This window comes from Blastopirellula sp. SH421 (assembly GCF_057808535.1).
Map to the genome: position 1 here is coordinate 3,949,834 of NZ_CM173712.1, position 25,022 is coordinate 3,974,855.

Annotated in this window: 16 protein-coding genes and 1 pseudogene; 3 read left to right on the forward strand and 14 right to left on the reverse strand. The window is 54.6% G+C overall.

The genetic code is table 11. The features are described from left to right. Positions 1-766 precede the first annotated feature (766 nt). The 5 genes from SH421x_RS16025 to SH421x_RS16045 all read right to left on the reverse strand — a co-directional run bounded on the left by SH421x_RS16025 (position 767) and on the right by SH421x_RS16045 (position 10,772). Complete coding sequence (locus SH421x_RS16025; RefSeq protein WP_488850390.1) at positions 767-2,113, reverse strand: c-type cytochrome domain-containing protein; 1,347 nt, start codon at positions 2,111-2,113, stop codon at positions 767-769. Positions 2,114-2,220: 107 nt separating this feature from the next. Beyond that, positions 2,221-6,816, reverse strand: coding sequence for a DUF1549 domain-containing protein (locus SH421x_RS16030; RefSeq protein WP_488850391.1), 4,596 nt, complete (start codon positions 6,814-6,816; stop codon positions 2,221-2,223). A 99-nt stretch (positions 6,817-6,915) separates the two neighbouring features. Then, positions 6,916-8,334, reverse strand: coding sequence for a DUF1501 domain-containing protein (locus SH421x_RS16035; protein ID WP_488850392.1), 1,419 nt, complete (start codon positions 8,332-8,334; stop codon positions 6,916-6,918). A 191-nt stretch (positions 8,335-8,525) separates the two neighbouring features. Next, positions 8,526-9,875, reverse strand: a complete 1,350-nt coding sequence (locus tag SH421x_RS16040; protein WP_488850393.1) for a DUF1501 domain-containing protein — start codon at positions 9,873-9,875, stop codon at positions 8,526-8,528. Between the two features lie 582 nt (positions 9,876-10,457). After that, positions 10,458-10,772 carry an SMP-30/gluconolactonase/LRE family protein gene (locus SH421x_RS16045; RefSeq protein ID WP_488850394.1) on the reverse strand — a complete coding sequence of 105 codons (315 nt, stop codon included), beginning with the start codon at positions 10,770-10,772 and terminating at the stop codon, positions 10,458-10,460. A 65-nt stretch (positions 10,773-10,837) separates the two neighbouring features. On the opposite strand from SH421x_RS16045, the pseudogene SH421x_RS16050 reads away from it, so the two are divergent. Together SH421x_RS16050 and SH421x_RS16055 are read left to right on the forward strand one after the other, a co-directional pair. After that, positions 10,838-11,065 (forward strand): annotated as a pseudogene (locus tag SH421x_RS16050) (efflux RND transporter permease subunit); the annotation flags it as partial. Positions 11,066-11,182: 117 nt separating this feature from the next. After that, entirely contained in the window at positions 11,183-11,473 is a 291-nt protein-coding gene (locus SH421x_RS16055) for a hypothetical protein (RefSeq protein ID WP_488850395.1), read from the forward strand. A gap of 439 nt (positions 11,474-11,912) precedes the next feature. On the opposite strand, the gene SH421x_RS16060 is transcribed toward SH421x_RS16055, so the two are convergent. The 6 genes from SH421x_RS16060 to SH421x_RS16085 all read right to left on the reverse strand — a co-directional run bounded on the left by SH421x_RS16060 (position 11,913) and on the right by SH421x_RS16085 (position 19,997). Then, a complete protein-coding gene (locus SH421x_RS16060) occupies positions 11,913-12,497 on the reverse strand; it encodes a sulfotransferase (RefSeq protein WP_488850396.1) in 585 nt (194 codons plus the stop codon). A 39-nt stretch (positions 12,498-12,536) separates the two neighbouring features. Next, positions 12,537-13,370: a hypothetical protein gene (locus tag SH421x_RS16065; protein WP_488850398.1), complete on the reverse strand. Its 834-nt coding sequence runs from the start codon at positions 13,368-13,370 to the stop codon at positions 12,537-12,539. 4 nt (positions 13,371-13,374) lie between these two features. Next, positions 13,375-13,560: a hypothetical protein gene (locus SH421x_RS16070; RefSeq protein ID WP_488850399.1), complete on the reverse strand. Its 186-nt coding sequence runs from the start codon at positions 13,558-13,560 to the stop codon at positions 13,375-13,377. A gap of 30 nt (positions 13,561-13,590) precedes the next feature. Beyond that, on the reverse strand, positions 13,591-15,636 hold the full coding sequence (locus tag SH421x_RS16075) for an alkaline phosphatase family protein (RefSeq protein WP_488850400.1): 2,046 nt from the start codon (positions 15,634-15,636) through the stop codon (positions 13,591-13,593). Next, entirely contained in the window at positions 15,633-17,780 is a 2,148-nt protein-coding gene (locus tag SH421x_RS16080) for an alkaline phosphatase family protein (RefSeq protein ID WP_488850402.1), read from the reverse strand. Before SH421x_RS16080 ends, SH421x_RS16075 begins: the two co-directional genes overlap by 4 nt. 99 nt (positions 17,781-17,879) lie before the next feature. Next, positions 17,880-19,997 carry an aryl-sulfate sulfotransferase gene (locus SH421x_RS16085; protein WP_488850404.1) on the reverse strand — a complete coding sequence of 706 codons (2,118 nt, stop codon included), beginning with the start codon at positions 19,995-19,997 and terminating at the stop codon, positions 17,880-17,882. Between the two features lie 266 nt (positions 19,998-20,263). Here SH421x_RS16085 and SH421x_RS16090 point away from each other — a divergent pair, with 266 nt between their 5' ends. Continuing rightward, positions 20,264-20,833 (forward strand): hypothetical protein, encoded by a 570-nt coding sequence (locus SH421x_RS16090; protein WP_488850405.1) that lies wholly within the window; start codon positions 20,264-20,266, stop codon positions 20,831-20,833. Here the strand turns inward: SH421x_RS16090 and SH421x_RS16095 are convergent. From SH421x_RS16095 to SH421x_RS16105, 3 genes are all read right to left on the reverse strand, one after another. Then, on the reverse strand, positions 20,830-21,786 hold the full coding sequence (locus SH421x_RS16095; protein WP_488850406.1) for a helix-turn-helix domain-containing protein: 957 nt from the start codon (positions 21,784-21,786) through the stop codon (positions 20,830-20,832). The two genes, SH421x_RS16090 and SH421x_RS16095, sit on opposite strands and share 4 nt — an antisense overlap. A 109-nt stretch (positions 21,787-21,895) precedes the next feature. Further along, positions 21,896-24,298 (reverse strand): serine/threonine protein kinase, encoded by a 2,403-nt coding sequence (locus tag SH421x_RS16100; protein WP_488850407.1) that lies wholly within the window; start codon positions 24,296-24,298, stop codon positions 21,896-21,898. A gap of 126 nt (positions 24,299-24,424) precedes the next feature. Then, a complete protein-coding gene (locus SH421x_RS16105; protein ID WP_488850408.1) occupies positions 24,425-24,985 on the reverse strand; it encodes an ECF-type sigma factor in 561 nt (186 codons plus the stop codon). Between the last annotated feature and the right edge of the window lie 37 nt (positions 24,986-25,022).

Consider the following 25,022-nt stretch of genomic DNA (forward strand, 5'->3'; position numbering starts at 1 on the left):
CTTTGCTCGCGGACGAGTCATTGGGATTCATAGAGGTTGAGCTTCAACAGGAATAGAAATAGATAAGCCATGGCCCAGCGAGTCGAAACACGCAGCAGACTTCGTGTACTGGCGACATTAAACGGCGAATTGGCAGGTTGTTTGCCCACCCCTCCCTCAGACATGTCGACACATCATCCCGGTTGATCGCACCGCCACCGGAGAATGCTAATAGCCCAAAATGCGGGTGTCAATTAGCGCAATCAAAATAACGTAAAAGAAACAGAAAAGCGAGAAAACGTAGGCAACTACCTTTCTAGGATAAGGTTAGAACGCATTACGTTTGCTTTATGCCTCCATATGCAAGCCGAGAGCTAGCAGCGACAGCGTTCCACTCAGACAACAGCTCACCCCCCGAATCGGAGGTGATTTCATTCACACAGAAGAAAGGAATCGCCCATGAAACGAGAGCGATTAACCAAGTTCACGCCCCTCAAGATTGCCTACAACCCTGAGGCTAGTGAACGCTGAGTCTAGCTCGATTTTCGAGGCCAAATTGCTGCGTTTCTGCCCTAAACTCACCCCCTGCTCTTCGAAGTCGAGATCTGCTGATCAATTAGCTCAAAAGACAATTAATCTGCACCGCACATGTCGTTGTGCCGTAGATCGTGCCGGGGCGGGGTTAATGGAGCGCCGAGCAAGGATCGGCCAGTGGCCGCTTCCCATGAAAACGGAGATCGTCGCCATGGAGCTTCGCAAAGTCAGCGGTTTACGACTATGACCGCCATCAGGGTTTGGCGATCCAAGCGCGCACGAGCGTCCCGTCACTTTCTTTCCACAGCCGCACTTCGCCATCGAACGATCCACTGACCAGCAGCCGATTATTCAAATCGTCGATCATCGCTGGCTGCTCCGCGATTGTCAGAACCCAGTCACTATGCCCTTTGTATTCTTGAGCAATCTTGTTTTCCTTCAAATCAATCCGCAGCAGACGCGTATCGGTACAGGGGATGAAGAGTTGGTCCGCACGGCGTAGAACTTTTTGGCCTTCGCCGCCGAGAGCAATTTCGGCCACCTTTTTTGCTTCCGTGATTTCCCAACGATGCAATTTGTTGTCGGCTCCGACCGAAACAACTTGTTTGCTGTCAGGCAGAACGCTAACTGCTCGCACGATGGATCCATGTCCGGCATAGGTGGAAAGTAATTTTCCGGTCGCAGCTTCGTAGGCCTTGGCTGACTTGTCACGACTGCCGGATGCGAGAACCGTGCCATCGTCGCTCCAGGCCACGGATGTCACCCAGTCTGCGTGACTCGCGATGGTGCGAACTTCTTCTAGAGTTTGCGTATTGACGATTCGAATGGAACTGTCGGCTGAAGCGACGGCAAGTTCCGGCGTGCTTGGGCGATAGGCGACGTCAATCACAATGTCATCCGTTCTTGCGACGACTCCTGTGATTTCGCCTGTTGCAAAATCAACCAACCTGACTTCACCGCTTTTGCCTGGCTCGCCGCCGCCAACCGCCAAAGTTGCAGCATCAGGTGAAAAGCTGATTGCGAATACGCGTTGGCCGATGTTGCTGATGCGACGAACGAGCGCTCCATTTTCGGTATCCCAAACGGTCAATTCGTGATAGCCGCTGGCAATCACAAACTTTCCGTCGGGCGAAAAAGCGACCGCCGTGATCGGCAGTGCATGAGCGTAATTTTCAGTGGGCGGCGAATATTGCCGTGGGGGAATCACCAACTCAAGAGCGCGAGCCGGATCGTCACCATCGAACTTGGCGCCTTCGGCGATCCACTGCTGAATCGAGGTAACTTGTTCGGCTGCAAGCGGTTCACTTTCGGCAGGCATGCGTTCGAATTCGTCAGAGCAGCTAATTCTTCGCAGAAGTTCGGAAGAGTTTTTGGGGTCTACAGCGATTGGCGATTCGCCTGAATCGCCGGCCTTGAACAACTCGTTATAGCTATCGACGCGATAACCCCCTTCGGCCTTCTTGGCCCCATGGCAAGCCAGGCAGTTGTCCAGCAGGATAGGCGCAATATCGGAGGAAAAGCTAACGGAACCTTCGGCGCCGTGCGTTGATCCGACCGCAAAACAAAAGAGAAGAATCGTCGTTAAGTGGTGGTGATTCATAATGTATCCGGCCGTTTTATATTCGCTGTTGCAGCAAGCTGCCTGCAAGTATTCAATCTCGACTAAATGCAACGTCGCACGGGCATGCAAAACTGGAATGCGTTGTTTTAGTGCTGAAACAAAAATTCGTCGGTGTTGAACAACGCCCAGCAAATATCCTCAATACCAACGACGGTATCAGGGTTCTTCGCACAGTGATCGATTGCGGCTTTCAGCTCAACATCCGAGGGAGGGCGGCAAACGGCTGCTAGATAAAGTTCACTAACGATCTGTTCAACGCTCTTTCCCGCAGCGATTCCCTTGCGAAAGCGATTGTTTTCGTCATGCAGTTTCTGATAGATGAACGGTCCGTTAAACAATTCGATCGCCATTCCGAGATTGGAATCGTCGGCGCGTTCGCAAGCACAGACGCTGCTCCGCTCTGGCTGACCGAACACCTTCAGGAACTCTACCTTCACCACATCTGGCGCCGGCAGTTGGGTCGCCATCGTTCCCTGAGGAAGACTGCCAAATTGCTGCTTCAGATCTAAGCTACGGTTGATCGCATCGAGCAACTGTTCGGCGCCTAGCATCCGCGGCTCTTGATGTGAGAAATAGGTATTGTCGTCTTGATTGTGCTCATTCGTCGCATGGCTGGCTTGATAGGTCCGACTAGACAGAATCGATCGCAATAACTGCTTTCGATCATAACCAGAGTCAACAAACTCTTTCGCCAGGGCATCCAGTAACGGAGCGTTCGACGGGGGATTCGAATCACGGAAATCGTCAATTGGGTCCACAATGCCGCGCGTAAACAGCTGGCTCCAAATACGGTTCGCTTCGATCCGCGCGAAATACGGATTGTCGGGTTTCACCAGCCATTGGGCGAACGCGACTCGTTGATCGACGTCTTCAGGTCGCGGGATGGCTCCTTGCTGAGGCAGCCAAGGAAGCATGACCTCGCCGGTTCGGGGTTGCGTAACCTCGCCTGACGTCGCGTTGTAGATGAACATCTCGCCGGGGCGATCGGTCTTTCGATGTTGAACCCGATTAAAGAACGCTCCCAGACCGTAGTAATTGTCTTGGGTCCAACGCTCGAAAGGGTGATTGTGACACTTGGCGCACTGCAAGCGAGCGCCGAGAAAAACCTGAGAAATCGTTTCGACGCAGTCATTCATATCGGCCGAAGTGCGGTAGAAGTTGGCAGGCGGATTGGCCAATGTGCTGCCGGAAGCAGTGATCAGCTGTTCGGCGAATTTGTCGTAGGGCATATTGCTGTTAAGCGAGTCTTCGACCCAGCGATAATATTTGTAGACCCCATCGTCGCCAACTTGCTTGCTGGTCATCTTCAACAAGTCGCCCCACTTTAACGCCCAGAATTTGGCGTATTCTTCGCGCTCTAGCACCCTATCAATCAGGCGTGATCTCTTATCTTCGGCCGGGTCAGCGAGGAACGTTGTCGTTTCGTCCACGGTCGGTAAAATGCCGAGCAGATCCAAATAGACGCGTCGGATAAATTCGGAGTCGCTACAAGTCTTCGCCGGCAAGTATTGGAGCTGTTGCAGCTTGGCGTTCACTAATTCGTCGATGTAGTTGTGTGGGGGCAATGACACCCATTTGAAATCCTTTTGTTCTTCAACAAAAGTCAACGATACCGATTCAATATGCTCTAAAAATCGGACGAGGATGACAACTTCACCGCGCTCATGCGGATGAACCATCCCCTGCGCGTCTACCGTGGCGATGGCTCCGTCGGAGGTCTCGTAGGCGACCAGATGCGTGACGTCGCGAATTTTGCCGTCGGTGAAATGTGCGGTAACCGATAATTGTTGTCCACCGTCGGCTACCGAGCGAGTCATCTTCTCTGCAGGAAACGTAGCGAGCTTGGCGATTCGCGGCGAGTTGGGGGGATCTGCGACAGCGCCCGCTGCAATCCAGTCTCGTAAGATCGTGTAGGCTTCATCTTCTTTACGCAATTGCTTGCCGCCGCCGTGGGCGACGCTCATCAGCGGCTTGCGAAGTAAGAGACTCTTTTCGGGTTCGAGCGTATTCGTGCGGCGTCCAAAATCTTCTCGGATCAAGGTAAGTTGATCCAGTTGCTTGTCAAAGGCGCGAAGCGACAAACGAAAGCCTCCTTTGCCGCTGGGCGAGCCGTGGCAAGCCCCCGAGTTGCAACCCTGCTTGGATAACGCGACCAGAACTTCCGATTCGAATTCAATCCTGCGAGGCGTCCCCATCTGTGAAACGTGAACAGGAATAATTTGCTCAACATTTCCTACCTTCACCGTGATTTTCGTTTCTCCATCGGCGACCGGAAATACGACCCCACCTCGCACCTGGGCAATCTCGGGGTGAGACGAAGTAATTCGTGCGTATCGTGTCCAATCGCGAGATGAATTGTCGTCGTATGTTCCTGTCACGACGAATTGTTGTCGACCCAAAGAATCATTCAGTTCTATTGCCTGGGGGTAGACGCTTAACTTTTGCGGTCCGTCGATAAGCTTAGGCAATTCGTGCGTCGAGCTTACCGTAAAATCTTGTCCACGAAACTTACTGGCGGCGTTCAAAGTCAACGAGTGCGCCACGTCAATCGCAACATCGGCGGCAATTTGCAAGTCAAAATTCGCGGAAGACTGTTCAGCAGTAATTGTGATGGACTCAGGGCCTGTGACTCCTGGTGGAAGATTTGCGAATGATAGCGTGACGGGTGGAGCCTCGTCTCCATAGCGTGTCACGGCTGCGCGGACGTTGGCGACCCCACCGCGAACCATGGGTTCCGGAAATTCCAGTTTCACATTAAGCGGATCAATCCACTGGATCGGCAGGTCTGTTTTTTCTAGACGACCAGCCCCGTTGAACTCGCCATAGGTCAGCAGCGAAACGTGATCAGGCTCGCCTGCCGCTGGATCATTGCGATTCATCGTTAGCGTGTAAGTGTCATTCTCTGCGGTTGCACTACCTTGCCAAGCCGTTGGCAACGCATTGCCTAGTACTTCGACGCCTGATTTGAATTCGGCTTGAATTCGCTTTAGGTTCAGCACGGCGGTGTGGGTAAGTAGGGGACGAGCCAGTACGATGGACGCTGTCGGCTCAAGCGCAAAGGGAGCTTCTGTGGCGGGCTTGGCCGCCAAGACGATTGCTCCGTCTAGTTCTGGATTGGGAGACAAGACAAACGGTTCTTTTAATCGACGAATCGCGTGACTGTTGACCACGCAATAGTTTTGGGGATCTCCCACGGCGGTCGCGACGATATTCAGAACTTCCAATTGATCGAGACGCCATGTCTCGTCGGACGTCAAATAGACGCGAACTGAGTCGACTTTCGCGGGAATCGTCGGATTGAGAAACCGAATTCCACGATCGGGATGCGCCAACGAGAGTTCGATTTCTCCATCGAAGCCGAAACGAGACACGGTCAGATCTAGAGCACATGCGCCGTTCTTAAGTTCGACGCCGAACTGTTCACGAGTGTTCGCATCTCCTTTGAGCGACACCGAAAAGACGCCGGCAGGCGTCACTTCAACCCAATAGCCGAACTCCGCTCCACCGCGTCCCAGCAAGTCTGATACGTCAAGGCGATATTCGCCATCCTCTGGAAAAGCGACGTCCATGCTCCACTCGTCGCTATCCGTAACAATCGTTTCGGCAATTTTCGCTCCTGCGGCGGTGAACAGCTGCATCTGCAGCAGTGTTGGACAATGGAGACTTCGCGTTTTGGAAGTTGCCCTGATTGTTTGTCCTTTGGCGCCGCTGATCGAATAGTGGTCAACTTCTTTCGGAGCTGATAGTCGACCGCTGATGCCGACCGGCAGTGTCAAGACTTCTGTCGAGGCGGGTTCGATGACTTGAGGATAATTGCTGCAGAGCAAGGGAACCCAAGTAGAGGATTTTCCATCTTTCACTTTAGCGCGAACTGTGACTTTTTCAGTGAGGCCGGCCGGAATTTCAACAATTTGCGGTTCTGACAATTCGGCGTCACGGCCCAAAAACGAGACGCTTGTCTTTTGACCTGTTTGAACTGCCAGTGGAAAGCTTCCGCTGACCAAGGGAAAATCGCCAATTCGCAACTGATAGGGAGCGCCGGCTGCGCCGTTTCGATTGTCGTGAATTTCTAGCCAGTATTCCCCTGCATTGGGAAACTGAAAACTAAAGCGGGCATCGGGGCCAATATTAGTATCGTCGGCCAGCGTCAGTGTATTACCAGCGGCATCCAGCAACCGGCAAACTGGATCCATCGCAGAATGGAGAGCCTGGGTGTGAACCTCGAACGTAACACGCTCATCGGCGGCAACGTGAAAACGATAGTAATCACTGGTCGACGGATCGCAGACGCCTTCAATCGCGGCGAGTGGAAAGATCTCTTGAGCGGCTTCGATCGAATGGTTGTTCGCGTTATCAGTGACCGGTTCTAAATCGTCAACAAACAGCGTATGCGATTGAATGGCTCCGGTATTGGAGGCGTTCCAGAGGTGCATAGGGCCCAGGGGATGGTTTTCCGGAACGGTGATCGCGACCACGGCCTGAGTCGGTTCGAGCTTTTCGATCTGCGCGGTGACGCCAGGCGCGCTGAACGCAAGACGCAAGTCGGTCGAAAGATCTTTGCCGTGAATCGTCAGCATCGACGTAGCGCCAGGCTTACACGTGCGGGGGCGAATCGCTTCGACCGTATCCGCATTCACTGGGAGCTGCCACAAAATAAGCAGCATGCCGATGACGGAACTCAAGATTGTTTTCGTTCGCATGGTTTTTAAGCCAGAGTCGGCCCGATTTGAAGTAGGTTGACAGGCGGTCGTTTACGCGGCGCTCATAGAGCGATCGTAAATCTATCCGATCAGCAAATCCTGAAGGACTCTTCCAGAACAAATTTGGTGGGGACGATTCTCTCGATCCAGGAGCGAAGCAGTCGTCTGTACGCCCATCGCATGGAGGATGGTCGTCGCGAAATCTTGAGGCGCGACCGGATTGGAGACCGGATAGGCGGCATGTTTATCGCTAGCGCCGTAAACGACACCCGGCTTGACGCCTCCACCGGCGAGAATGCCGTTGTAGCAAAAAGGCCAATGTTCTCTACCGGCGTTGTTCGCCGTAATCTGCGGCTTGCGTCCGAATTCTCCGACCCACGCGACGATGGTTTCGTCAAGCATGCCGCGCTCATCCAGATCTTGCAAAAGAGCGGCGAGCGCCATATCGGCCGGGGGAATTAGTTCATTCTTCAATCGATTGAAATTGTCGCCGTGGGTATCCCAAAAGTTTTTGCCGTCGTTGTGCCAATTGACGGAGACCAAAGGGACTCCATGTTCAACTAAGCGTCTCGCCATCAAAACGGACTGCCCGTGGATATTACGGCCGAATCGCTCGCGTGTCGCATCGGATTCCTGAGTCAGGTCGAACGCGTTCCGAACCTTCGTGGAACCAATCATCTCCATGGCGCGAGATTGGTGGTTGTCAAAGGAAGTGGTGGCGAGCGATTGCTGGAGACTTGCACGCTGAGCATCGAGCATCTTCAGCAACGCGACTCTCGACTCCAGCCGATCCAACGGCATATTGGCAGGCAACTCTAACCCTTGCGGACGCCAATTTGGATCGTTCAAGTCGCCGCTTAAAAGCATGCCATCATAGGCGGAGCCCAGGTAACCGCCGTGTTGTCCTGGGGCTTCACCGCCAGGGGCCGCCGGATGAAGCGCCTTCCAGGGCATCGCGACAAACGAGGGAAGTCCCGAGTCGTTGGGGCGTAGCTTTGAAATGAGCGAACCAAGATGGGGCGAATCTTTGGCGCTCGGCGGATCCGCATCGCTCTTCACAATCGGAGCTAGATTGCCAGTCAAGGTTGCATGACCGCTGGACAAGTGAGCAGGGTCGTCGTGAGTCATCGAGCGGATGATCGCCAGCTTATCCGTCAACTTCGCCACGCGACTGAAATGCTCACTGATTTGCGTCCCCGGAACTTTCGTCGCGATCGGTTTAAAGTCTCCGCGAATCTCGGCCGGCGCATCTGGCTTCGGGTCGAAGGTCTCTAGTTGGCTCGGTCCTCCCCACATGAAAAGAAAAATGCAGGCCTTGGCTTTTCCCTTTCGTGGGAACTCTCGGTTTGTCTCTGCGGCGGCTAAATGCGACTGCAAATCTCCCATGCCAAGTCCCAAAGCGCCAAGTGCGCCCGCTTGGAGCAATTGACGACGATTAAACGTCGTTGCTTGTCGAAACTCACGACATCCGCTGGGTTGTTTTGGGTAACGCGAAGACATGATTCATTTTCCCAAAGGGAGGAGCGGTGAGTGAGGAAGATTGTCGGAGGGAGGACCGCCGGCTTGTTGTTCTGTAGCCGACGGAAAAACGCTGACAAAACTAAGGCAAATCGGTGATGGATTCGGTGGGGAAAATCAAGGGAGGACGCTTCTCAATTCGGCATGGGGCGAGCTTTGCTTCGACCACATGTTTATGCACTAGCTCCGGTATAAAGATTGGAAATGACATTGCCGTTGAGCAGGTGATGAGGACGGTTTAAGGGGTCTGAAATCGTCGCCTCAGAATCAATGCCGAGGGCGTTGAAAATCGTGCTGCAAATGTCGGCAGGCGACCATGAATTCGTAATGGGATACGCCGCCTGGGCATCGGTTTGCCCAAGGACTTGGCCTCCTCGAACGCCTGCTCCAGCGAACAGGCCGGAATATGCATGAGCCCAGTGGTCACGCCCCGGAATGGTCTGGCCAGGTAGGGTCGAAACCCTCGGAGTGCGTCCGAATTCGCCCATGACGATGACCAATGTTTGGTCCAGCAAACCGGAGGTGTTCAGGTCGTCAGTAAGTGCTTCCAACCCTTGATCCAACTGCGGCAACAGGGTGTTCTTTAACTTGCCCCAGTTGTCGACATGGGTATCCCAAGTCTGCACGATCCCCATCGTGGCTTGCACGATCGGCACGCCTGCTTCGATCATTCGTTTCGACAGTAACAACGACTGGCCGAATTTATTGCGGCCATAGCGATCACGAGTTTGATCCGACTCACGACTGATTTGAAACGCTTGGGTAAGCTTTCCAGAGGTTAACAAGCCGTAGGCGAGATCTTGTTGATCGCGGAGTGAATCAGGCTCGCTGCCCGTTAGGGCTCCTCGGCCGCGATTCAGGTGGTCCAATAATTGGCGACGCGATTGAAGCCGATCCGTCGACATCCCGTCGTGCATCGACAGCGCTTGAATGCGGAAGTCGCCGTCGTTGGGATCGCCATTGATTTGCCACGGATCATGTTTGGCCCCCAGGAAACCAGCGTGCTGACCTGGCCAAGTGAGCGGGCCTTCGATCAGATAGTTGGGTAGTGATACGCCGCTAGGAATGCCATCGGTCCGAGGTTGGACGAAATTGAGCGCCGCGGCGAAATTAGGAAAGTCATTCCGACTCTCGACCCGGTCCAAATCGGATCCGCCGCGTGCCAATGGGGTAGGGCGACCGGTTAACGCCACATGCGTGGCCAAAAGATGATTGTGCTCTTGATGCGCTAAAGTACGCACAAGCGACCAACGATCAGCGTGACTCGCAAGTTTGGGGAGATGCTCACAAACTGCGACACCGGGAATTTTGGTCGCAATTGGTTTGAACTCTCCGCGCACTTCCATGGGGGCGTCGGGCTTGGGGTCCAACATGTCAAGTTGACTTGGCCCTCCGCTTAGCAACACGATCAAGACTGATTTGGCTTTCCCAAACCCAATCGACCGATCCTTCGCGTCGCTCGCTGTCAGCGGAACGCTGGGCAACGTTGCACCAAGGACCCCGGCTGCACTGACGCGCAACATGTTTCGGCGATCCAATCCAAAAAGCGGTGTAATAGGCATGGCGAGTCTTGTGTGCTTGTGGCAAGCGGGTAGGATCCGCAGTGGATGCGGAAGGATGGGTGGGCTGCTCTAATGTCGAGCATTGCGCCTAAAATTGCAACAGAATTATTGACAAAGGCTGCAATCATGGTGTGTACCCGACGGCTCGAATCAAGCCGCAGAGCGATCGTCCTAAAAGTGCCGACGGAAGAGTTTTCTAAAACCGATACAAAACTTAATCTTACGGAGATTTTGCGTACTCTATCGTCACGAGTCCAGCACTCTCGTCCCGCGAATTTAGGCATAAAACGATCGCCAAAGCTTGTCGATCGTGATTCAGACGCTTGATCGACTGTAATGGATTCGTGCGCTAGTCGACCGACAACTGGAGATGTGAATGTCGACCCGGCCCAGGCAGCCCAGGCCGCGTGCACTGTGCAGTCTTCCTGGTGTTGTACCGGCTCGATCAAATTGCTTGCGGGCTATTTTCCTTTGGTCGTTGTCATTACGCGCCCGAGGTACATGTCGGCGTTGATATAGAGCGATGTTCCATCATCGCCCCAGTCACCATTCCCCGTTGCTTCTCCTGTGGCGATCGTCCCGAGGTGCGTTCCGTCCGGCGAAAAAAATAAATACTCCGCTTGGAGCCATCGCAAAGATATTACCGTCGACGTCGACCTTCAGGCCGTCGGGCAAACCTTTTTCTGTGGCGACAAACTTGGTCGCGTCAAAGAAGACCTTGCCTTCATCGAGCAGGCCATCTTCATCGACGTTGTACTCCATCCCAAAAGCCGCATGGGGTTCTGACTGCGCGACGTAGAGCTTCTTCTCGTGGGGACTGAAGGCGATGCCTTTGGGAAAGATCAGCTTGTCATTCAAGAGCGCTATCTCGCCGGACGGCGTCAGCCGATAGATGCCCGAAAAGTAGAGCTCGCGAGCAGGGTCGTCCCGTGTTGCTAACCTCTGTCACCACCATCGGCGGCCTGATGCCGCTGATGTTTGAAACCTCTCGTCAAGCGCAAATGCTGATCCCGATGGCCACCAGCATCGCCTGCGGGCTGATGGTCAGCACGTTGTTGGTCCTATATATGGTCCCCGTTTTCTACTCGATCTATCACGACTTGTGTGAACATGTTTTTCGCTCGCCTGATTCGTGCGAACGGGGAAGTTGATTTGTCGATCAATGGACGTTATTAAGTCGTCAGCAGGTAGCAAACTACGCGGGCGAAGGTGGTATGCAAAGCGACGATTCGCAAGAAGCCGATCAAGAATAAGATTTCCTGCTTCGTATGAAGGCTCAAGACCTACGAGACGAAGAAGCAGAGCTACGACTTCGGATGGAACGTTGCAGTCGTGATCGGACCGAAATCATCGACGTTGCGATAAAAGCGTTTGAACTTTCGCAAAGCTTGAGAGAGAAGTGGGTTACGGCGGATTACGCTGCGAAGCGTCGAATCCTCGAAATCACCTGCTTGAACTGCAAGCTCGATGACGTAACTCTTTACGTCACAATGAAAAAGCCCTTTGACCTGTTGGCCAAAGGGCTTATTTCGATAGAAAGTGGCGGGGGCCGGATTTGAACCGACGACCTCGAGGTTATGAGCCTGTTCGGCAAGTCCTACTTTTCCCACCTGAAACCGTGAACTGGACTTAGTTTACGAAGATTCAACAGGCATTGCAAATGGTCGATTTCGATAGCGTTTTTTCTCGGGAAATACGTTTGGTCTGAGTCGAAAGTGCGTAGAAGAGTGTAGTCGATTTTGGGCATGCTTTTGGATTACGGACTACGCACCATTTCCCGATTCCCAAAGTTCAACAGAGGTAGATCTAAGCATCGCCGGTGAAGTCATCGGTCGTTGGAATGCGTCGCAACTGGCTACGCGAGTACGTCAGCCCTTTCCAAGAGTCTGATAGAGATAGTATTGCCTCGAAATTTTCGCCACACGGGGAATCCTGTACTGCGACAGATGACGAGCCGGGCGGGCTGTTCTTGTAGCGGGCTATCCCCGAACTCGTTACTCAGATTGACAGATTCGAATTACGATTGCGATAAAGTTTGGGATTGATCACGGCGACCATCGCTGAAAGATCGAGTTCGGCATCTAGAAAGCGAATCAACTTTTGACTCTCATTCTCGGGCGCAGCCAGCAGATCGTTGTAGTTCACTTGCTGCATCTCCAGGTGGTCCTGCTTTGGTAGCCACAGCAATAGGCGATCCAAATGCATGGAAAAAGCTTGTTTGATGTCTTCTCGTCGGGCCGATGGACGACCGAGTCGTGCAAGCATCTTATCCTGAGAATCGAGAATCTCATCGATGTCGCGGCGCATGAAGATGACGCGGTATTGGCGCGTGTTCGGCAAGTCGTAAAGCAGGGCCGAGACCATTTTGACCACTTTGCCTGGTGCGGCCTCTAACCAACAGGGATCTTCTTTCGTTCGTTTCACCCGTTCAAACTCATAATAGCCCTGCGGGTTATCAGTGTCGGCGGTACGGATCTCATCAGTCAGTGCGGGAATCCCGCCGCGATCGAGCATTTGCATCATCAACGATGTGCCAGAGCAAGGAAGTCCCGAGACAATGGTAATTTCTGTGGCGATTGACATGATGCTATTTTCTCGAGTTCCTGAAACACGGGATTGCGTCTAAATATTGACGTTCAATAATGGACGCGCAGCGAAGGCTGCGAGCATAGAAACGAGAAACCAATAGATCAGCCATGTCTGCGAACCGCTGGTCCAGGAGCTTCGCTCGGGATAAACCATCTCAATCGATTGCACAGCGGAATCGACAGCGAATGGAGTCTCACGCGGATGCACCAACACTTCGCTCCAGTTCCACGTAGGACGAGTAATGCTTACCGGCATATAGCCGCCGCCGACCGAAAACAGTTTTCTGAACTGGTGGTCGCCAAGTTCAAAAGTCATAGCATGAATTCCCGGTTGCAGTCCCTTCACTTGCCAACTGACGAAATCACGCTGCGGCGCGCGGACTGGACCTCTGGTGATCTCAAAAAAAGAGGCAGCGCTGATTTCAAGTCTATCGACGCTTTCCGCTTTTGGCAGCGTATAAACCGTCACGATCGCTTCTTCGCCAACTGCTAAGGGCCTCGCTTGGAACCATAAAGCCAGTTGACCCAAGAAGAGGCAAGTGGGTATCAACATGACCAGCATCGGCCCCAGCGATAGCCCTAGCAGTTGACCGGCGCCCATCAACAGGCCACCTTGGGCGCGAAGACCTACTCGCAAATCATCTTTAAATAGCGATAACGCGAGCAAATTAGCTTTGATCTGATTTCGCGTTCGTCGGATGGCCTCTTGAGGCGAAGTGTATTTAAACGCGACCAACATCACGATGCCTGTGACGGCGCCGATCACGGTGATCGATAGCCAGCCCGGCGTCCAACCAATCGGTCGCAGCACCAGATCGGCGATCGCCGAAGCGAAATAATTCAACCAAATAAGTAGCTGCGTCAGCATCGTGTTACTCAATGTAGCCCAGGCCGCGAAGTTGATCGGCGACTTGCTTCTCGGCGTCCGCTTCGCCGATCCGCTTGATCTCATTTTCAACCGCGGTAGCGATCAGTTCGTCGACGCTGCTGTAGCCTTCCTTTGCAGTCGCCTGTCTGGCTCGCTCGTACAAATTGTTTTCGATATTGATCTTGGCCATGGATGGCTCCTTGTCTGCAGGTGCATGTTGCTAGATTTGAAAGATGCTGCGTCCCGACATCGTGCTGGGCGTCGGAATACCAAAGTCAGAGAGAATCGACGGAGCGATATCAGTCAGCGCGGGATTGACCAAACGGATCGGTTTGTTGCAGCACAGGATTCCCGGCACTTCCAACGCATCGGCACAGTGATCGGCGCTCCAGGCCGACGTATTGTCCAACAGCACGTCCGGCGTCAGTTCGCCCAAGCAAGTTTCCCACGAAGCTCGATATCCGCGGGCATAGCCAATGATCAGATCCGGCGCCAACGCAGTCGCAGCACCGTTATATATTTCGCTCGACCGGTAAACATCGCGAATGACTTGCTTGCCGTTGAAGTCGCGAACCGCTTTCAAGCGGGCGATCAATTGCCGCGTAAGCTTTTCTTGTTCTTCACCAAGCTCGACTATCCCATCACGCTCGCGACCTTTGAGATTTAAATAAAGTCCATTGATTCCCAATCCATAGGCTCGCGTGCGTGCCCAATCGACGTCGGTCAAAATCGACGTACACTCGCGCGGATTTAAGTATCCAAAGTCGCGGAGCCAAGAGTTCACATTGAACTGTCGGCCAAAGTTGGCGAAGCCGTGATCGCTCATGACGTAGATCGTCGCCTTGTCGCCGTAGCGATCATAAACGTCGCCAATTATTTTATCGAGCCGCTGATAAAGCTCCTTCACGTACTGAAAGCGACTTGCCGCTTCAGGGGAAGAGCGTGTTGGATGGTGGGGATCTTCGTCCGCATCCCACCAAAACATGTGCGATTGGAGATCGCTGCTAGAGAAGTAGAAGAACAAGAGACCATCGTCATAGTTGTCGATAGCGTACTCGAACAATGCGAGTCGTTCTTCCAGCACGCTAATCGCCTGACGGCGGAATTCATCGTCGTCGAAGATGCCGTTCGATCGCGCTTTGTGATCTTCCTGAAACCCCGTCGTGTAGAACAAGCCAAGATCTTGCGACACATCCTCGATAAAATTAGCCGGTTCCGAAAGTTGAACCGCCGGGTTCGAGGGGTCGACATTGATCGGCGTCACATACAGGCGAAAGTTCGGCGCAGCTTCTTGAAGATAGAAGCGGCAGATCCCGCCGGCGTGCTGATTTGGCAATGGTCGGGGTGTTGAGATCGCGAAATCGAGTTTCGTCCACCGGCTCCACTCGCCCGGCTTCAGCATGATTTTCTGCTCCTGCAATTCAAGCAAAACCGTGTTGGAATCGCGATCGCGGTGCACGTCGATGTCGACCGTGATCGGCGTCGGATTTTTCAACATGCTATTCTCGGGACCAATCAGCGTGATCCGGGCCGAGTCGTTCTCGAAAAGCGCTTTCGATCGCTTTCCCCCTCCTTCTTCGACCCCCTTAGCCGGTGAGTCTTCGCTGAAATATTGATACGTGCCGTAGGTCCCCTGCATGTCAGGCGTACCCATCCCGCAGACGCAACGGTGATAGCCATACTGCGACGGACTGGGAGGATAGTTAGAAGGCAAGTCATAAAAGACTGACGTGATTCGCTCTTTATCAAGGAAGTCCCAAAAGGGAACTCCCTGCCGCCGCAGCACCGTTTTCGGCGGTTCATGCTGAAAGGGCCAAAAGTCGAGCTGTAAGTTGTGGCCATCCAGTTCGATAGAACCATTCCCGGGGAGCGTCTCGGCCGCAGAATAAAAGGGCGCGCATTGATCCTGCGGATGACGGTGAATGAAGTCAAAGATGCCGTGCGAGCCGGGCCCAGCGCCATTGATAAAGTTGGCCCAAGCCACGGGACTTTGCGGCGGGCAACTCGTCGCAAGGTTACTAAATCCTCCAGCGGCCGACATCCGTTTCATGTTCGGCATCAGTCCAGACTTCATTAGACTGCGGCAGAGTCGCGGGTCCATGCCGTCGACACCGATGACAATCACCTTTTTGCCGAAGCTCCGAGAGACGCGGTTGACCCCGCCGAGCCAATAGGAGGTCGCGCCCAACGCGCCGAAACCGACGGTTGCCGCTGCGCCTTGCAAGATCGTTCGTCGGGTAATGGAATTGCTTGGAGTTTGGGTCATGACGCTACCTTTTGAGGAGATTCGACCCGTATTTCGGTGAATTCAGCCATCGGAATTTGGGAATCTCCGATCGTTAGCGGCTCACCATCCATGTAGTCAGGAATGGGACAGCCGAACAAGTCGAGAACCGTCGGCGCCAAATCTAATAAGCGAGGTGATTGGGTTTGAATCGCGTAATTGCAAAATAAGACGCCCGGCACAACCGACGGATCAACGCAGTGATCGCCGCTCCAAGCCTTGGTGTTGTCGTGAAAGATTTCTCGACTGGTTCGCCCGACCGCCGCGTCCCACGAGACGCGATAACCGCTTTCGTAACCGACGATCAGGTCAGGTGCGTTCTCTTTGTACGGTCCGCGATAGGCTTTCACCGCTTCATAGACGCGCCGAACCGCCTTCGTATCAGTCTGCGGATCGGTCGCTCGCGCGAGTCGCTGCGCGATCTCCGCTCGCAGTTTCTGGGCCTCGTCGCCGGGCTCGACCGCGCCTTGTTCAAACTTGCCTCGCAAATTAATGAAGATACCGGTCAGTCCAATCGCGAACGCTTTGGTCTGGGACCAATCGACTGCGGCGAGATAGTCTTCGCCGCGCCGCGCGTCATCGACCACTAGATAGCCGTTTTCCTCTAACCAGCGATTAAGATCAATCCCGCGACGAAACGTATTGAAGCCATGATCCGATAAGACCATCAGTAGCGTGTCGGTCCCTGCACACTTTTCGATGGTGCGACCGACAAGCTTATCCATCCTCACATAGAGATCCTCTACGGCATTTTCCAGCGCCGGCGGAACGATCGCCGGTCGCGACGGATGCGACTTGTCAAGATATCGCCAAAACATGTGCTGCATGCGATCGGTCCCGTCAAATACGCAAACGCACAGCCCCTGGCGAACTTTCTCGAGACTGTCGAAGAACATCGTTTCGCGTTCGATGTCGATGTCCATACACTGTTGCAAAAAGTGATTGTCACTCAGTACCTGCTCACTCAGTCCCCACGTATCTTCCGCCAAACCCAACGTCGCGTACGGGCCTTGTTGTTTGGCCAGATAGATCGGATAGACCGACGGATAGCCAATCGCCATCGCTGGATTTTCGGGATCGATGTTGATCGGCGTTACATAAAGTTCGAACTGCGGCTCGGTGCTCAAAAGTAGAAAGCGACAGACTCCGTGAACCGAAACAGCCCAACTGACGCGAAACGCAACCTGGATCCAGGCGGTGTATTCCCCTTTTATTAAGCGATGTTTCTTACCGCCGATCTTCAGCCAGGCTGATTTGTCATCAATGATCTGCACCTGAAACGGCAGCTTCAACGAATCGCCTGACTGATCGCCGCGCGGCGGCCCCAACAGTTCGCACGCGACCCGATTCCCTTCGCGAAGGACATGGTGAACTTCGCCCCCGGTCTTTTGACGATCATCACGCGGCTTCGTCGTGTATTGCGAGAAGGTCCCCTGCGTGCCCCGCAAGTCGGGAACGCACATCGCCGACAGCTGAACGCCGCGCAGTTTTTCTGGCGGAAAGGTAATCGGCACGCGAATGATGCTGTTAAAAATGCCGTAGTCGCTCAGCAGACTCCAAAACGGTTTGCTCTTGCGCAGCATCCGCACATCGGGCTTTGAATAGTTCCAGCGAAACGGGCCGATTCTGATGCTTTCGCTGACGCTACGAATTTCGACCGAGCTTAGCTTGGGCTGATACGTCGTTTCGTCAGGTGTCAAAAAGTCAAAGATATTGTGCTTGCCGGGATTCACGCCGGTTTGAAAAGTCGACCAAGCGACCGGTGAGATCGGCGGCAACGTGCTACGTAGCGAATGAAAACTTCCTATCGCTTGCAGTTGGGCAAGATTCGGCAGCTTGCCGGCATCCAGCAACTGTTGCGTCAGTCGGTGATCCAGTCCATCTAGTCCCAAAATTACGACGCGTTGAAATCGCGGCTTGCGCGGTGGGCGCTTCCGCAACCATCGGCGCAAGAGACGTCGCAGCGGCCACAAGAGAACCATCGAGATCGCTGAGATGATCGCTCCGAAAACGGCCATGAAGGAGCCTGCGAGCGCAAAGCCGGCGCCGGGGCCTATGTACCCGATCAGCGAGAACGATATCAAGCTGACGCAATGCTGTAGCGTTGGCAAAAATCCGAATTGCATGACAGGCTCCCAACTCGCGAATAAGAGATCCCACGGTGCAGCTTCAGGGGCAAACATCAACCACACCGCGGGATCTGGGGATTTGAAAACAAGGCCGCCCTAGTTTTGCGGACGTGGCCCCGGACCGCTTGGGAGACGACCACCGCTAGCGGCCATCTCGTCGGTCAAAAGCTTGCCAGCCGTCATCGCTTTACCGTCGAATGCGGCATAGTCCGTTGCATACCGATAAACCCGGAACACGCCGCCGGGTCCACCACCTGGTCCTCTTGGGCCGCCGCGATCAGGTCGTCCTCGTCGATCATCGTCGCGCGGGCCATTTCCAGGCGGAGGACCGAAACCACCAAACGGCCCAAAACCAGGACCGGCGGCGAATCGCACGTCCAATTCCTTCAACGTCTCCTTTTGCTCGTCGCTCCAAATCGCCGCGAGCTGCTGATCGACTTGTTGTTGCAGTTGCTGGAGGGTCTCGCTTTGCGTTGCGGTAAGACTCAAGCTTTCAATCGCGACACGGGGAATGACCTCACCAATTTTCGGAGGTTGGAATCCTCGGCGACCACCTGGCCCGCGCTGCCCATCCATGCCAGTCGGCTGGGCGAGTGACTGGAACTGCTCCTCCGTGAGCAGTTCAGCCAGTTTTGAGTCGATGGTGGTTTGCAGTTTGGCGATCTCTCGTTGTTGCTCTTCGCTGATCTTTAGGTCTCGCGCCAGAAATTCTGGCACGAGTTGGCCGGGACGCATCCCGGCGGGACCGCCCATTCCGGCGCCGGGAACCTTGAGAACCCAGACGACTTCCTTTTCTGGTGTTACCTCAAATAGCATTCCCTGAGCGCCGGAGCAGACGAAAGTATTGCCATTCGCAAGACGCTGAACGCCCGAAATCATCATCGAGTAAAAGTCGCTCTTCTCTGGATCGTGATAGGTCCACTCCGCCGCCGCCGGACCGTATGCGACGTATTCGTCTTTGTCGTAAAGTCCTTGGCTGTTGAGCGGCAATACAATTTCATCAACGCTGGAGTAAGTTCCATCTTGGCGTCCCAGTCCGTTGTTAAAGACCAGCATGTGGCCGGCGCCGGGTAGTCCATCTGCAATCCAATGCGCACAATGCTGTGCGAATAGACGCTGATCGGCGTTCGATCCCGATCGGTAGACCCGCGGGTTTCCCCAGCGATAGAGCAAGTCCCCGCCGCGCCCGCTCTTGCCACCGGCATGCGAGGCCGCTTCTTTCGTCGTCGTGCTATGGTCGATGATCCAGACCTCGCTGAACTCATGCACACTGACCATAATCTGATCCAGCTTTTCGCTGTATGTCACCGAATTGACATGCATCCAGTCTCCACCCATGCCGCCGGGGCCGCCTGGGCCTCGACGACGATCATTGGGACGCTGGTCGCGCCCCTCATCACGCGACTCTACGGCGCCTTCGGCTGGCTGTTCGACTTTGGGGACTGGAGCTCCACCGCCGACATAGCCGAGCGAGCGCAGTTTCGCGAGTTGAGCCGGATCTTGCATCATGCGATCCATCATCGCGGTCGAGAAATTGACATCAATTAGTTCTGGATGTTCCGAGACATCGCCATATCCAGGTTTGGCAGGATCGATGTCTTGGACCAGATGATCCCAGGCGTGCCAACGCCAGACGATTTCTCCGGTGGTTTTGCCAGTCGGCTTAATTTCAAGAATGCAATCTGGCAGCAGTTGCTCCGTCACAAGCTCGGCGCGACGCCCCATAGCGAGCGATTCATCCTTCGTCTTCGGATCGCTTGCGACGACCAACACGTTGCCGTTCGGTAACGGACAGATATCGTGATGCGGCCGCTGTTTGCTGCCGTCAAAGGAGTAGTCCCAGACCAACTTGCCGTCCCAGTCGAATTCCTGAATTCTTCCGCCGCCGCCAGGTCCGCCAAAGCCAAGTTCGCGCTGCGCGGCAGGACGTAGCAGATGGCCATTTTTCAAAAGATAAGCGCTCAGCGCGGGCGTGTAATCGCTTTTCCATTGATTCACCACTCGCCCATCCATGTCGACTAGATATGTACTTGTCGAATTCAAGGGAGCGATCAACGAGTAGCCTGGAAACGCGGATGCCTGATGAACGGTCACGCCATTCTTGGGATCTTTCAAAGGACGGTCGCTAGAATTTTCAGCGTTGGCGACGCCCCACGTAGAGGCCATCAAGATGCCGGCGGTTAGCAGTCGGACGACTGGTGGTGAATAGCTCATTCGACGCAGCAGCTCCCAGTGTAGGTGACGAGGGGGAATTTGGGGTCACAAACTCCAATGCGACATCGGCGACCGCTCGGTGCCAAGTTTTTTCGCAAAGTTGGTCCCGGCGACATCGTCGGCTGGACGGTCCTGCGCCCCGATTGAGACGCTATCAATGGAGTTTGAGACGGGAAATTCTGCGTTGGAATCGGTTTGTGACCGATCTTGTAGGTAGACAAACCGATCGAATCCTCCTATCGCTAGAGCAACGCGAGAACCGTGTCATGACATCCATCCAAAGCACGCAGGCCTCGGCCATCTACAACTTGCAGTCGACCGGCGGCAGTCAAAAGTCTTCCCGATCAGCGGAACTGCCGTCTGGGCTGCAGCAGACGCTGGGGGATGTGTTGGCAGCGGAAGGGCTAAGTTCAGAAGAACAGGCCTCGCTCGAATCGGATCTAGCCGACGCTCTTTCAGCGCTGTTTCAATCGAGCGACACGCGCCCCGATTCCGAAGCGGTGAAAGAAACCATTTCTAACGTCTTCGAGAAATACGGTCTGAATGCGGAGGAACTTGCGAGCCAACGAGTCCCCGCTGGCGGCGCAGCTGCGGCAAGCGGACCCTCTGGCGGACCGCCACCCGGTGGACCGCGCGCTGGTGGGCCTCCTCCCGGCGGACCTCCAGCGGGCGCTGCGTCTGAAGAGAGTACGGAAGAGACCGATTCTGATTCGACTCTGACGGAAACACTGCAGGAACTGCTGGACAAATTGGCCGAAAGCGACGACTCTGAAACGACCAGCAAAATTTCGGACCTGTTGGTATCGAGCCTGTTTGGAGTGGACGAAATCGCCTAACCCGGCGTTCTGGTTGATTCAAGATTGCGATACTTCGTGGGGGTTATCCCGAACTTGCGCCGGAAGGCTGACGTGAATGCCTGGATTGATCCATATCCGACCCGAGGCGCGATCTCTTTCAGATTCGCGCCGGAGCTAAGCAGATCGGTCGCAATCTGCATTCGAATGTTTGTCAGCACGTCCATCGGCGCCTCTCCAACGATCTCGCGAAACTTGCGGGCGAAGGTGGACCGGGCCATACAGCTAACGGCCGCCAATCGTTCGACCGACCAAGGATGCTCAGGCTGATGCAGCATCGCCGCCAAGATGGGACTGATTTCTTCGTCTTGCAGCGCTTTTATCCAGCCGGTCGCGTCCTGGCGTAGCGTGCTTAGCCGGTCTCGCAAGATTTCGACCACCACCAACGTCAGCATCAGATTGACTACCGCGATGCCGCCTTGCCGATCATCGACAAGCTCTGGAGTGATCAACGGCAGGATGCGTCTTAAAAGACAATCGTCTCCCCACTCCGACGCGTGATAGATGCTGAGGGGAATATCGGTCAGCAGTGGAAAAAGATCAATTCCGCTCGACTTGATGCGCCCCGCAAGGATCCGCGCTTGATTGGGTAGTGGATCGTCGCCAGAGCGCAACGACGACGCCGGCGAGCGAATCTCATGCGGAACTTGTTGAAACAAAACGACGAGATCCCCTTCCAACAAATCGGTCTGCACGTGATCGGTCGTTTTAAATCGACAACGCCCCCTGACGACGTAGTAAAACAGCGGCGCTGACAGACTCTGCTTGAGCGGCGCATCCGGCGTTAAATCGGCGACAGTTGTCACCAGACAACGGAGTTTCAAGTGGTCGATTAAGGAGGCCGTAGGATCAAGTTCGAGCTGACTCTCAGCGGAAACCGGTTCGGCGCTATTTGGTTTCGCGTGAGTCGAATCCTGGGGGACGAGTTTCTGCATCACTCTCTCGGCTGGACGGGGCGAACATCCTGTGCGCGGGCAAACAGTCAGAGTCCAATGCGAATTTGCGCTCCCCAAGGTGCCAAAAATCATGCCGAGAATCGCCGAGTTAATCCGGCTCAACCAAGTTTTCGCCGCTTAGAAGCGCTTGCGCATGGGCTTCTATCACGGCAAATCGTGGGTCTGGGGGGAGCGGATGGCCGTCGATTTTCAGATGCGCTTCGCGGTGGAGAATGTTAATTTCCAAAAAATCAAACCAGGGTAAGCTCGATTGCAAGGTTGGATCGGCCGTCATCTCGTTGAGCCAGCGATCGATTATCTGCTGAGACTGATCGAGTGCGGCGAGCGACTTTTCGTGATTACCAAGATCGTGTTCGGTTAGCGCCAAGACCGGCCATATCAAATTGCCGATCGGATGACTGTTGTCAGACTCCACGACATCCCGCAGCATTTGGATCGCCGCTTCCGAACGTCCGCTGCGATAATAGGCCAGGCCGGCGACATACGAATGGAGTTCGCGCGGCATACCGGACGGCCCCCCAAACCCAGGCGGAAACCGATGAGGTCCACCTCCGGGAAACGGGGGCATCGAAAAATGATCGCGTGAAACGCCTGGGCGATGGCGTCGCTCCTTTGAAAACGGGAGCGAGTCTACCCACTCTTGTTCATTCTCGCTTTGCCGGATCGCGTCGATCCTCTGGGAGAGAACAATCGCTTTTTCCTGGCTCAACGGCCGCAGACAAAGTCCCCGCACGTCGTTGGCGACTTGCATTGGATCATCGATCGTCCTCAACTGACTCCAGAACGCTGCGCAGATCTGTTCATACGCAGCATCGTTTTGCACATGTAGGAAAAGTTGAGGAACTCCCCACCAAGCCGGATTATTGGCTGGAGCCCCCAGTGACAATGCATGAGCGTAATTCGACGCAGCATCGTCGTATGCGCCTACTCGCGCGTACAACGCGCCTCGGCCCGACCAAGTTAGATAGTGATCCGGCTGCAGTTCGGTTGCGCGCGAATACTCCGCGTGCGCCACAGACCAACGCTGTTCGTCGGCATTGGCGCGTGCACTGTCCAGCAAGACATTCGCTTCTTTCAAATGCTCCACGGATTTTACAGCTTCAAGACGAAGCAAGTTCGCTTCGTGTTGCGCTCTCGTCGCAACAATCGCAAGACAAGTACTGATCACCATGCCGCCGATCAACGACAGCAGTATCAGAAGTGTCGAAACGAAGGCGACTCTGTTGCGCTTTGCGAATCGTGAAAGTCGATACCAGTGGCTCGGGGGACGCGCCACAACCGGCTGTTGATCAAGATAACGCTGCACATCTTTCGCCAAATCCGAGGCCGTCTCATAGCGCCGCCGACGGTCTTTCTCCAGCGCCTTCATCACAATCCAATCGAGATCTCCCCGTAACTCGTGGGCGCGAGCGCGCGATCCAATCGCAGAAACGTCCGATTTGGTGTCGGCGTCAAGGCAGTTAGCGGTGAGACGAGCACTCGGCCGTGGTGGATCTTCCTCGCGGATCATCCGGCGCATCTCATCAAATGTCGCCGTCTGAATTCGCCGTTGATCAAAGGGTGTCGTTTCGGTCAATAGCTCGTAAAGCAGCACACCTAGTGAATAGATATCGCTGCGGGTATCGACATCCAACGCATTCATCTCGGCCTGCTCAGGACTCATGTACATCGGAGTCCCGATCATTTGCGCAAAGCGAGTATAGATCGTTTTCTCGGTCAGCGGTTCGTTCAACGCTTTGGCGACGCCGAAGTCGATCACCTTGGCGACCGGATCGATGTCATGCAGCGTGACCAGCACGTTCGAGGGCTTCAGATCGCGATGAATGATCCCTTTTTGATGGGCATGCTGGACGGCATGACAAACATCGACGAACAATTGCAATCGACCGGCGATGGGTAAATTGCGTTGGCGGCAAAAGGTGGTGATATGGACGCCGCGAACGAGTTCCATCACAAAGTAAGGCCGATCAGAGTCGGTGGTCCCGGCGTCGAAGATGCGAGCGATATTGGGGTGATCCATCATCGCTAACGCCTGGCGTTCGGCTTCGAACCGTGCGACGGAATCACGCGACAGGAGCCCCGACTTCAGCAGTTTGATTGCGACCCGTCGGCGAACCGGTTCGTTCTGCTGGGCGACATAAACCTGCCCGAAGCCCCCTTCTCCCAACTTTTCCAGCAGCAGATATTTGCCAAGAAACTCGCGTCCGGCGGCATCCGGGATGTTGACGTCAACATCTCCGCTTTGCCCCCAGGTCGAATTCAAAGCGATCGCCTCGGCGGCCGATTTGATTTGACCCTGGAGATAGAGCTGGCCATCCGTTTCCTGGTCGAGCACGTTCACTGATCGATCATGAGCCGCGACCAACTGTTGGATCGACGCCAGCATTTCGGCATCGTCTTGACATTGCTCGGCCAGGAACGCGGCCCTTGCGTCATCTTGGACATAGTCCAGCGCGGCGAGGAAGATCGACTTTTCGCGTTCGATGGTCATCGAAAGGGGACTGGTTCAGCCTGGGCGCAGGAAAAGGGGAAAGCTGGGCGCGGCGCGCACCTTTATCCATCCTATTGATAATGCGAAAACGGCCAACAAAAAGTGCCAAAGATTGTGGCGAACTCTTTAATTTCGCTCGATTTCCCGCTGTAACCAAGCCCGAGCAAAGCTCCAGTGGCGTTTTGCGGTTCGCGGAGAAACGCCCAAAGCAGCGGCCGCCTCATCGACGGTCAGTCCGCCAAAATAGCGCAACATCACCAGCTTGTATGAGTCGGGATCAGCGACTTCTAACTTTTTTAACGCTTCGTCCAAAGCAAGAATCGATTCGCTGTCATTCTGCCCGGGCCCAATCAGATTGTCGGGCAATTCAACAATCGCAAGGTCACCACCTCGTTTGATGCTCGCACGCCGCCGCGCCTCTTCAATCAGAATTCGCCGCATCGCTTCGGCGGCTGCAGCGAAAAAGTGTCCCCGATTTTCCCAGCTTCCGCCATTTCCAACGAGCCGCAAATAGGCTTCGTGCACCAGCGCCGTCGGCTGCAGCGTGTGATCGATTACCTCTTGCGCCATCTTGATACTGGCCAGCTTGCGCAGTTCTTCATACACCAGCGGCAAAAGTTGCTCGGCGGCGATTTGCTCCCCACGATTGAGGCAGTGAAGAATCCGAGATGTGTCGCTCTGCGTCAAACCGAAGGTACCTGTATGAATCTGATGAAGCGAGATC